Origin of the sequence: Myxococcus vastator, from assembly GCF_010894475.1 — a bacterium.
Classification (GTDB): Bacteria; Myxococcota; Myxococcia; order Myxococcales; family Myxococcaceae; genus Myxococcus; species Myxococcus vastator.
The window spans coordinates 1-10,545 of record NZ_JAAIYB010000303.1 but is presented as its reverse complement, the minus strand read 5'-3'; the positions used below and the strand labels follow the sequence as shown (position 1 = coordinate 10,545).

The window sequence follows — 10,545 nt, the reverse complement described above, 5'->3', positions numbered from 1 at the left end:
CCCGCCGGGGAGGCCTGCCCGGCGCTGGGAACTCACGAGAAATACAGCGGATTCCGCCCTACCCGCCCGGGCGGTTGTCGGCGGTGGAGGATTCGGGCGCGTTGCCCGCGGGCGCCACCATCTGCACGGGGGTGAAGCCCGCCGGCGCCTTCGCCGGCGCCTTGGCCTCCGCCACCTTCTGCGACAGCGTGGAGTCCAGCCCCTTGGCGAAGGACGCCAGCCGCGGGTCCGACGCGCCCAGCGTGCGGCGCAGGGACTTCCAGAAGGGGTGGTCCGCCTGTCCCGCCTGCACCAGCGCCCGCGCCAGCAGCGCGGTGCACGCGTCCCTGTCACCGGCGCTGGCGGCCCGAAGCGCCACCACCAGCTCCTCCGGCGCGGTGCGAGCCACCTCGCCCAGGGCCTCGGCCATCTCCGTCTGGGCCTGCGCGTCCGTCCCCGCCGCGCCCGCCAGCTCCAGCACCCGGGCCAGCGCCTCCGCGTTTCCGCCCGCCGCCAGCTCCACCATGCTGCTGACGCCCGGCACCTCCACGGACAGCACCCGCGCCACGTCCTTCAGCCGGCCATACACCTCGGCGGTGGCCGAATAGCTGTCCAGCAGCGTGCGCGCGCCCAGGTAGTCGTGCGGGTTGGACTGGTAGAGGCTCTCCGCCAGCACCGCGCGCACGGCCGGGTCTCTCTCGCTGCGCCACGCGGTGCGCAGGAAGCCGATGTTGCGCTGGTCACGCTGCGCGCCCAGCTCCAGGTACGTCTTGATGCGAACGGCCACGTCGTCCACGGCGCCCGAGGGGCGCCCGCTGTCCGCCAGCGCGGCCACCGCCGTGGACGGCCCCAGGCTGGAGCCGGTGGCGGCCACCGCCGCGCCCAGCGCGTCCAGACCCGCGACGATGGGGCCAGCGCGGCCCGCGAAGTCGTTGGCCATGATGGAGAAGGTGAAGCGCTCCCCCCCCGCGCTCGTCACGTAGCCGCTCAGCGCGGACACGCTCTCCAGGGTGCCCGTCTTGGCGCGCAGCCGGCCCACCGCGTCGCTGCCTTCGAAGCGGTACTTGAGCGTGCCGTCCTTGCCGGCGATGGGCACCGACGACATGTACTCCGGCGAGAAGGGGAAGCGCTGCACCATGTGCCGCAGCAGCTTGTTGAGCTGCGTGGCGGAGAAGCGGTTGGCGTCGTTGAGCCCGCTGCCGTTCTTCATCACATAGGTGCCGCGGGGGATGCCCACGTCGCGCTCCAGGAACTGCTCCACCACGTCCACGCCCTTGATGAAGGAGCCCGGCGCGCCCCGCAGCTCGGCGCCCATCGTCTTCAGGAGCTGCTCGGCGACGAAGTTGCTGGAGAGCTTGTTGAGGCGCTTGAGGAGGATGTCGAACGTGTCCGACTGCGACACGTGCAGCATGCGGGCCTTGGTGGACGTCTTGCCCAGCTTCACCCGGCCCCGCATCTTCACGCCGCGCGTCACCAGCATCTGCTTGAGCGACTGGCCGAAGTACATGGGCGGGTTGTCAATCTTCTTCCAGACGCTGACGGCGCCGCTCCGCTCCGCCGGGAGCTGGCCGCGCACGACAATCTTCTGCTGGAGGCCCGCGGGGGCCGACTTGACGAACACGCGGCGCGCGCGGCGCGGCCCGGTGGTGAGCTGGTTGTCCACCACGAAGTAGTCGCTGGGCGGCTCCATCTCCACCACGCCCTTGGCCCCCGGCGCGTTGCCGGGCCGCAGGTAGATGGCCGCCGCGTTCCAGTTGAGGCTCACCGCGCCAGTGGGCGCCATGTAGGCCCGGTCCGTGTCCTCCTGGTCATAGCCGGGCGGCGTGCGCTCGGCGTCGAACCACGAGTCGTCCACCACGATTTCGCTCACCTCGCGGATGCCCGTGTGCCACAGCTCCGCGACGATGCCCCACAGGCGCTCCGTCGTCATGGACGGGTCGCCCTTGCCGCGCACGTAGAGCGTCTTCACCTTGCCGTCCGCGCCCAACTCCGGCTCCACCAGGAACTCGGTGTCGTAGCGGAACTCGGGCCCCAGGGACGCGAGCGCGGCGGCGGACGTCACCAGCTTCACGTTGGAGGCGGGGTTGAGCAGCTCGTCGGCGTTGTGGCTGAACACCACCGTGCCGTCGTCCAGGCTCTGCATGTACACGCCCATGCGGCTGGCCTTCAGCGGCGCGCGCTGGAGGACCTCCAGCAGCGCCGTCTTGAGGGCCTCGCGGTCCGCGCGTTTCTCCGCCGGAGCGGGCGCGGCGTGCGCTGCGTGAGAAAGCGACAGGAAAATAATGGCCGACGCGGCCAAGATGGAGCTGGCTCGATGGACCTGCACACTCTCTCCGGGGAAGTCAGGGGCCATTATGCGGAACGGGGCGAAAAACGAGCAAGGGTGAGTGGCTCCAGGAGTCCACGTCTGGGCGCTCGCTCTACCAGCAGGCAGAAACCTGACATTCCAACTGTAACGGCGTGACTGACACGGGCCCCGGCGAGCCACGCCTGTCCACGAGGTGACTTCGATGAGAGCGGTGGTACAGCGCGTGCTGGAGGCGTCGGTGACGGTGGAGGGCCAGCGCGTGAGCGAAATCGGCCCGGGCCTGCTGGTGCTGCTGGGCGTGGGCAAGGGCGACACGGAGGCGGACGTCGCGTGGATGGTGGAGAAGCTGGCCACGCTGCGCATCTTCGAGGACGCCGCGGGGAAGATGAACCTGTCGCTGGAGGAGACGTCCCGGCAGCTCATCGTCGTCAGCCAGTTCACGCTCTACGGCGACGCGCGCAAGGGCCGCAGGCCCAGCTTCATCGACGCGATGGAGCCCGCGAGCGCCAAGGCCCTCTATGAGAGCGCCTGTGAGCGCTTGCGCCAGCGCGGCCTCGTGGTGGGCACCGGCGTCTTCGCCGCGGACATGAAGGTGGCGCTCGTCAACGACGGCCCCGTCACGCTGCTGCTGGAGAGCCCCGGGCCGGCCGCGCCCAAGGGCTAGATTCGGACGCCGGAGCTCTTCGTCACCAGCGCCGCCAGCCCCTGCTTCGCCAGCGCCGCGCCGCGAAGGTGCGCGGTGAGGGCGCCCAGCTCGCGAATCCAGTTGGCCGCGCGGGGCCCCAGGCCGGAGAAGGCCACCGTGAGCGGCGGCGGCTGCGGCTGCTTGCCCAGCCAGTAGGCGAGCACCTCCTCCTTCTCCGGCAGCGACGGCAGCTTCATCCGCTCCTGCTCGCGGGCCAGGAGCCGCTCCAGCTTGCGCGGCAGGTTCACCTGCCAGTGCGCCACCTTCCGCGCGGGGCGCCAGGCCCAGTCCGCGAAGGCGTAGCGCGTTCCAGGGGAGTACTCGCCCCGGCCCTGGGTGGTGAACACCTGGTCCGGCGGGAACTCCGGGAAGGGCTCCCACAGGCCGGCCAGCAGCGAGGCCAGCCCCACGTCCTCGCGCGGCCGGAAACGGAAGCGGTCCCGGACGTCGCGCGAGCCGCGCGCTTCCCAGTAGGGATAGTCCGCCTCCTCCACCATCAGCGCCAGGTGCAGGGCTTCGTCCCAGCCGTCCGCGTAGCCCGCCTCCGCCTCACCGACCTCCCAGCCCGCGGGGCCTTCGGTCCAGTGCAGGAAGACGAGCCGGTCCACCAGGTCCGCCCACGGGTCCGCGTCCAGGGAGCCCACGCCGCCGGGCAGCGCCGTGGAGAGCATCCGCTCGCAGAGCATGCGCGCCTGGCCATCCCCCAGCTGCTCCTGCAGGGACTCCAGCGCGCCGGGGGCATCCCCCATGGCCCGCTGGAAGAAGGGCAGCAGGTGTTCGTGGAAGAAGCGGTCGCTGATGGGTCTCAGGACGACGTCCATGGTGCGGAGGCTCCCCCCGGGAACGCACGCCCGCTCAGGGCCGAGCGTCTTCCTGGACGATGAGGGCGTGGATGTCCGCGGCCGTGGGCGCCTCGAGGATGGAGGCCCGGAACCGCGGGTTCTTGAAGAGGCGGGAGATGCGGGCCAGGGCCTTGAGGTGGACCCCCGCGCTGTTCTCCGGCGCCACCAGGGCGAAGAAGAGGTGGGTGGGCTTGCCGTCAATGGCCTCGAAGTCCACGCCCGCGTGCGACACGCCGAAGGCGGCCTGGAGCTGTCCCATGCCCGGCAGCTTGCCGTGGGGAATGGCCACCCCCTCGCCGATGCCCGTGCTGCCCAGCTTCTCGCGCTCGCGCAGCACCTCCACCAACCGGTCCGCGGTCAGCAGCGGATGGGCACGCACCAGCGTGGCGCTCAGTTCGCGCAGGACTTCGGGCTTCGTCCGCGACTGCATGTCGGCGATGACGGCTTGGGGGCTGAGGAACTCGGCGATTCTCACTGACGCTCCCGCGCTGGCGCTCCTGGTTGGCGGCAATTACTCCTCACCCCTCTTTAGCGCAAGGGTGGCCTGTCTGGATGCGCGCTCGCCGCGCTCATTGCGCATCATGACGCGGAAGGGAAACCCGCCCCACGGACGGAAGGGACTTCCCATGAAGCATCTGCTCCTGTCGACTGTCATCGACATCGCGGCGGGACGTGGCCACGGGGCCCCATGGGCACCCGCACCGACGCCCTCCAGCACGCGGCGGCGTTCCAGCCGTCACACGCCGTCACCCCGTTTCACCGGGTGACGGCGCGCGGTATCAGCGGTCAGCGACGGCTCAGGTCCCCGTGGCGGCGACAGCCGGGGCGTGCGGCTCGATGAGGCCGTACTGACCATCCTTGCGCCGGTAGACGATGCACAGCGACTCCGACTCCACGTTGTGGAAGACGTAGAAGTCGTTGTCCATCAGGTTCATCTGCATCACCGCATCATCCACCGTGAGCGGCTTGACGGTGAGGTGGGTGGCACGCACCTCGCGCGCGGGCACGACGACGGCGGGCTTCGGCGCGGCTTCATTCGCGGAGGCCTCGGCCAGCGTCGTCAGGTCGTCCACGTCCGGGAGCTCGAACACGGCGTGGCGGACCCGGAGCTGCTCCACCAGGTCCTGCCGGTGGTGGACGCGCTCACGGCCATGGTGCGTCTTCAGCTTGTCACGGTAGCGCCGCAGCTGGCGCTCGATCTTGTCCATCGCCAGGTCGATGGACGCGTACATGTCGTCACTCTTGTCGCGGCCCCGGAGGACCCACGCGCCGGAGTGGATGGTGATGTCCGCGTGGTGGAGGTGGCGTTCCAACGACAGGACCACATGGGCCTCGCCGGCTCGGTCCAGCAACCGGTTCACCCTTTCGACCTTCTCGCGTGCGTACTCCTTGAGGGAATCGGACGCTCCGAACTGACGGAAGGTGATGTTGAACTGCATGCGTGGCTGCCTCCTAGGGTGAGAGGTGAGCTCCGTGACGGATCTGAAACGCTCCCAGCCCTGGAAAGCAACCCGCCCCAACAGGTTGCCTGTTCCCGGACACACCGCCCGTCCGAGGCAGGACATCCCGCCTGCACCTCGCGTCACTGGCAATGGCCCCCTGTTTGGAGCCATGCCAGCGTGCTTCCGGTGACATCACGCGGCGCGTCAGCTCACGCGAGCAGCCGCCCGCCCGTCACGCCCAGCACCTCCGCGTTGACGTAGCGGGACTCGTCCGAGGCGAGGAACACGTAGGACGGCGCCAGCTCCGCGGGCTGGGCGGGGCGGCCCATGGGCGAGTCCTTGCCGAACTTGGACGTCTTCTCCGCGTCGAACGACTGGGGGATGAGCGGCGTCCACACGGGCCCCGGCGCCACGGCGTTGACGCGGATGCCCCGGTTGATGAGCTCCCGCGCCAGGCCCTTGGTGAAGTTGACGATGGCCCCCTTGGTGACGGCGTAGTCGAGGATGGCGGGCGAGGGGTCATACGCCTGGATGGAGGTGGTGTTGATGATGGTGCTCCCCTCCTTCATGTGCGGCAGCGCGTGGCGCACCAGGTGGAACATCGCGAGGATGTTGGTGCGGAAGGTGCGCTCCAGGCGCTCGGGGTCGAAGTCCTCGAAGCGCTCCACCGCCTCGCCCTGGTACGCGGCGTTGTTGACGAGGATGTCGATGCGCCCGAAGCGCTTCACGGTGTCCTCCACCAGCTTGCGGCAGTGGGCCTCCACCGTCAGGTCCCCGGGCAGCAGCAGGGACTTGCGCCCCGCGTCCTCCACCACGCGCTTCACCTGCTGGGCGTCGTCCCCCTCGCTGAGGAAGGACACCGCGATGTCCGCGCCCTCGCGCGCGAAGGCCAGGCACACCGCGCGGCCAATGCCGCTGTCGCCACCGGTGACGAGCGCCACCCGGCCCTCGAGCCGGCCCAGCCCCTTGTAGGACTGCTCGCCGTAGTCGGGCTCCGGGGACATCCGCCCCTCATGACCGGGGTGCGGCTGTGACTGCTGGGGAAAGGGCGGCTTGGGGCCGGCGTCACGCGGGTCGGGGTTCTTCTGGGCCATGTCTGGGTCCTCTCCGGAAGGGAGTACCCAGGCACGGTGGGGGTGGCGGTCCCCAGCGGCAATCCGAGCCCGGGAAGGGCCGGGCCCGCTCCGCTGCCTGCTCTGCGTCCGCCTACTGCACGTTGACGACCCGCTCCTCGGAGTGGAACACCGTCGCCGCGCAGGTGGCGACGCCCGTGCACTCCAACACCTCGCCGGGCGCGGTCGCGCTCAACGTGAGCAGGTGGGCGGCGACGGGCGTCGTCTGGAGCAGGGTGAAGCGGACGACCGCCTCTTCCTGCTCGGTGGGGATGGCGGCCGTGGCGCTCCCTCCCTCGCGCAGCAGGGTGGCGGAGATGACGCCGGGGACCTCGCCCTCGGGCAGCCACCGGAACGAATACGTCTGGCCGCGCGTGAGCCGGTCCTCGGCGCCGGGGCCCTGGAAGGAGAAGAGGCGCTTGGCCTTTCCGTTCTTCAGCACCACGGTGACGGTGTGCGTGCCGTCCTGGAGGACGATGCGGGCGTCCTCCATGGGCTGCCGCACCCAGACGTTGGGGTCGAAGTCGTAGTAGGCCCGCGTGGGCACGCACACGTCGCGGCCCGCGGTGCCGTCCACCCCGCCCCGCTCCAGCGCCATGGGCTGGCCGTTGAAGGTGGCCGTGACGCCCTCGCGCAGCTCGGTGCACCGGTCCTCTTCCGCCGCGGACGAGAAGGTGACGGTGACGCGGTGGGAGCCCGGCTCGTCCACGCCCTCGAAGATGTCCACGTCCGACTGGGACAGCGTCAGCGTCCGGTCGGAGAGCCCCGCCAGGTCCACGGTTTCCGAAGTGAGGCTGCCGCCACAACCCGACAACAGGCCCACCGCGACGAAGGCCCCCGCCGGGACGCGAAGAAGGTTGCGACGAAAAATGGGATTCATGCGGCGTCGCACCCTATACCCGCGCCCCGCCGCCGGCGAGCAGCCCTTCCAGCCGAACCTTCACTTCCGGCCACTCCGTGTCGACGACGCTGTAGTACGCGCTGTCACGCACCACCCCGCCGCGCACCAGCATGTGGTGGCGCAGCACGCCCTCGAAGCGGGCGCCCAACCGCTCGATGGCCGCCCGCGAGCGCGCGTTGTGCTGGTCCGTCTTGAGCTGCACCCGCATGACGCCGAGCGACTCGAAGGCGTGCCGCAGCAGCAGGTACTTGCACTCCGTGTTGATGCGCGTGCGCCAGACGCGGCGGCCCAGCCACGTGTAGCCAATCTCCAGCGTGCGGTGGTCGCGCTGGATGTCGAGGAAGCGCGTGCTGCCCACCGGCGCGCCCGTCCGCCGCTCGATGATGGCGAAGGGGCGCTCGCTCCCTCGCTCGGCCGCCTGGCAGGCGCTGTCGATGAAGGCCGCCACATCCGCCTCCGTCCGCAGCACGCGGGAGAACCAGGTGAAGAGGGCGTCCTCGCACAGCGCGGCCAGGGCCGGCGCATGCTCGGGGCGCAGCGGCTCCAGGCGGACGTCGCGCCCTTCGAGCGTGACGGACGGAACGACGAGGGGCACACACTCACGCCGGGGCGCGGCGGAATCGGGAGGATGGGGGGCGCTCATGGGGCGCCCACTCTGCCCACCCGGGCGCGCCGTCGACAAGCGGCGCGCCCGGACGGCCGTGGCTCAGTAGTACCGCTTGCGCTTGCTGCTGGGGAGGATGCCCAGCACCTCGCGGTACTTGGCCACCGTGCGGCGGGCAATCTCGGTGCCCTGCGAGCGCAGCAGCTCGACGATTTTCTGGTCCGAGTACGGGTTGCGGGCGTCTTCCTGCGCCACCAGCTGCTTGATGTGGTGCTTGACGGCCTCGCTCGCGGTGTCCTCACCGGAGACGCGGGCGATGGACGAGTTGAAGAAGTACTTCAGCTCGAAGATGCCCTGCGGCGTGTGCACGTACTTGCTGGTGGTGACGCGGCTCACCGTGGACTCGTGCATGCCGATGTCCTCCGCCACGTCCCGGAGGATGAGCGGCTTGAGGTGGGCGATGCCCTTGTCCAGGAAGTCCCGCTGGAACTTCACGATGCTCTCGGTGACTTTGTAGATGGTGCGCTGCCGCTGGTGGATGGAGCGGATGAGCCACATCGCGCTGCGCAGCTTGTCCTGGATGAAGTCCTTCGTCTGGCCCGGGCCCACCGCGCCCGTCTTCAGCGCGTTCCGGTAGGTGCCGGAGATGCGCAGCTTGGACAGGCCGTCATCGTTGAGCACCACCGTGTACTCGTCCCCCATCTTGTAGACGAACACGTCGGGGGAGATGTACTGCGCGTCGTCCCCGCTGAAGTTGCGGCCCGGCTTCGGGTCCAGCTTCGGGAGCAGCCGCACCGCCTCCACCACCTCTTCCAAGGTGACCTTCAAGTCCTTGGCGATGGCGGGCAGGTTCTTGCTCTCCAGGTACTTCATGTGCCGCTTGATGATGAGGCCCAGCAGCGGCGCGTGCGGCTCCCGCATCCCCTGGAGCTGGATGAGCAGGCACTCCTGCAAGTCACGGGCGCCGCAGCCGCGCGGCTCCAACATCTGGATGCGCCGCAGCGTGCGCTCCGCCACGTGCATGGGCACGTCCGCCTCGTTCGCCAGACGGATGAGCGGATCGCCTTCCACATCCGGCAGCTTGAGGTAGCCGTCGTCATCCAGGTTTCCCAGGATGAGCATGGCGACGCGGCGCTCTGCGTCATTCAGGCGCAGCGTGCCCAGCTGCTCCTGGATGTGGTCGACCAGGTCCTCCTTCTTGACGAGGTTGGCCTCGAACGACGGCATGTCGTCCGTGGCCACGTTGCCCTTGTTGGAGGCCGTGGTGGGCTCGTTGAACTGGTAGCTGTTGAGGTACTGCTCCCAGTCGATTTCCGGGGGGCCCTCCCCGTCCGCCTTGAACTCCGTGGCGGTGTCGCTGGTGGCCGCGGGCAAATCCACGTCCCGCGGCACCTCCATGTTGTCCGCCTCCAGCGAGGCTTCGCCGGGCTCCTTGTCTCCCACATCTCCCGGGGCTTGCTCGTCCGGTTGCTCCAGCAGCGGGTTCTGCTCCATCTCCTCGCGGACCTGCTCGAGCAGCTCCATGCGAGACAGCTGGAGGAGCTTGATGGCCTGCTGCAGCTGCGGCGTCATCACCAGCTGCTGGGCAAGCTTCAGGCTTTGTTTCAGTTCCATCGCCATGAGAACGGGGTCTCCCGGGTTGATTCGGTCCCTTGAAACAGGGGCCACAATCAAAGACCGTGCCAACGTAACAAGGACCCCTGACTTCGTCCAGCCCCGAAACGGGGGTCCCTTGCTTGCATGCTCAGAATTCCACAAGGAATCCAAGAGCTTGGGAGCACTCAGGGTATCACATGCGCGTTGACAGGTCGGCGCAAAAGCGGGGCCAACCCATTCTAAGCACTCCTCTGACAGGTGGCCAGCCGTGCTTAGAGCGCTTGTTGGAGACGAAACCGTTCCCCCAGGTAGACGGCGCGGGCCTTGGGAGACGCGGCGATCTCCGCCGGGGTGCCCTCTTCCAGAATCCGCCCCTGTGCGATGATGTACGCACGGTCGCAGATTCCCAGGGTGTCCTGGACGTTGTGGTCGGTGATGAGGACGCCCAGTCCCCGTTCGCGGAGGAGGAATATCTGCCGCTGGAGGTCGCCCACGTTGATGGGGTCCACGCCAGCGAAGGGCTCATCGAAGAGGATGAAGCGGGGCTGGGGGATGAGGCTGCGGGCAATCTCGGCGCGCCGGCGCTCGCCGCCCGACAGCGTCTCGCCCAGGGACTCCGCGACGTGCGTGAGGCCGAACTCGTCCAGGAGCACGTCGGCGCGCTGCTCGCGGGCCTTGGCGTCCAGGTCCTTCTGGAGCTCCAGCACGGCCAGGAAGTTGTCGCGCACGGTGAGCTTGCGGAAGACGGAGGCCTCCTGCGGCAGGTAGCCCACGCCCCGGCGGGCGCGGCGGTGCATGGGCAGGTGCGTGAGGTCCTCGTCGCCAATGCGCACGCGTCCCGCGTCCGGCGACACCAGGCCCACCACCATGTTGAAGCTGGTCGTCTTCCCCGCGCCGTTGGGCCCCAGCAGGCCCACCACTTCCCCGGGGGCCACGCTGAAGGACACGCCGGCCACCACCTTGCGGCCGCGGAACGTCTTCTCCAGGCCCTCCGCGAACAGCTTGGCGCTCATCGAGCCGGGCCTCCCTGGGCGGAGGGGGCCGCCCCGGAAGACGGGGCCGGACGGGGCGCGGAC

Annotated in this window: 10 protein-coding genes; 1 reads left to right on the top strand and 9 read right to left on the bottom strand. The window is 69.5% G+C overall.

Translation table 11 applies throughout. The features are described from left to right. Nucleotides 1-58: 58 nt before the first annotated feature. Nucleotides 59-2,305 (bottom strand): D-alanyl-D-alanine carboxypeptidase/D-alanyl-D-alanine endopeptidase, encoded by a 2,247-nt coding sequence (gene dacB / locus G4D87_RS25575; protein WP_163784865.1) that lies wholly within the window; start codon nucleotides 2,303-2,305, stop codon nucleotides 59-61. Nucleotides 2,306-2,489: 184 nt separating this feature from the next. Here dacB and dtd point away from each other — a divergent pair, with 184 nt between their 5' ends. Next, nucleotides 2,490-2,951, top strand: coding sequence for a D-aminoacyl-tRNA deacylase (gene dtd, locus G4D87_RS25570; RefSeq protein WP_163784863.1), 462 nt, complete (start codon nucleotides 2,490-2,492; stop codon nucleotides 2,949-2,951). On the opposite strand, the gene G4D87_RS25565 is transcribed toward dtd, so the two are convergent. The 8 genes from G4D87_RS25565 to lptB all read right to left on the bottom strand — a co-directional run bounded on the left by G4D87_RS25565 (nucleotide 2,948) and on the right by lptB (nucleotide 10,482). Then, a complete protein-coding gene (locus tag G4D87_RS25565; protein ID WP_163784861.1) occupies nucleotides 2,948-3,793 on the bottom strand; it encodes a hypothetical protein in 846 nt (281 codons plus the stop codon). The two genes, dtd and G4D87_RS25565, sit on opposite strands and share 4 nt — an antisense overlap. Before the next feature lie 34 nt (nucleotides 3,794-3,827). Next, the gene (locus G4D87_RS25560; protein ID WP_163784859.1) at nucleotides 3,828-4,289 is read right to left on the bottom strand and encodes a PTS sugar transporter subunit IIA; all 462 of its coding nucleotides are present in this window, start codon (nucleotides 4,287-4,289) and stop codon (nucleotides 3,828-3,830) included. Between the two features lie 322 nt (nucleotides 4,290-4,611). Further along, nucleotides 4,612-5,253: a ribosome hibernation-promoting factor, HPF/YfiA family gene (gene hpf / locus G4D87_RS25555; RefSeq protein WP_163784857.1), complete on the bottom strand. Its 642-nt coding sequence runs from the start codon at nucleotides 5,251-5,253 to the stop codon at nucleotides 4,612-4,614. Between the two features lie 212 nt (nucleotides 5,254-5,465). Then, a complete protein-coding gene (locus tag G4D87_RS25550) occupies nucleotides 5,466-6,350 on the bottom strand; it encodes an SDR family oxidoreductase (RefSeq protein WP_163784856.1) in 885 nt (294 codons plus the stop codon). A gap of 112 nt (nucleotides 6,351-6,462) precedes the next feature. Then, nucleotides 6,463-7,248: a hypothetical protein gene (locus G4D87_RS25545; protein ID WP_163784855.1), complete on the bottom strand. Its 786-nt coding sequence runs from the start codon at nucleotides 7,246-7,248 to the stop codon at nucleotides 6,463-6,465. 13 nt (nucleotides 7,249-7,261) lie between these two features. After that, the gene (locus tag G4D87_RS25540) at nucleotides 7,262-7,912 is read right to left on the bottom strand and encodes a GNAT family N-acetyltransferase (RefSeq protein WP_163784854.1); all 651 of its coding nucleotides are present in this window, start codon (nucleotides 7,910-7,912) and stop codon (nucleotides 7,262-7,264) included. 63 nt (nucleotides 7,913-7,975) lie between these two features. Beyond that, nucleotides 7,976-9,493, bottom strand: a complete 1,518-nt coding sequence (gene rpoN, locus G4D87_RS25535; RefSeq protein WP_163784853.1) for an RNA polymerase factor sigma-54 — start codon at nucleotides 9,491-9,493, stop codon at nucleotides 7,976-7,978. Nucleotides 9,494-9,741: 248 nt separating this feature from the next. After that, a complete protein-coding gene (gene lptB / locus G4D87_RS25530) occupies nucleotides 9,742-10,482 on the bottom strand; it encodes an LPS export ABC transporter ATP-binding protein (RefSeq protein WP_163784852.1) in 741 nt (246 codons plus the stop codon). Nucleotides 10,483-10,545: the final 63 nt, after the last annotated feature.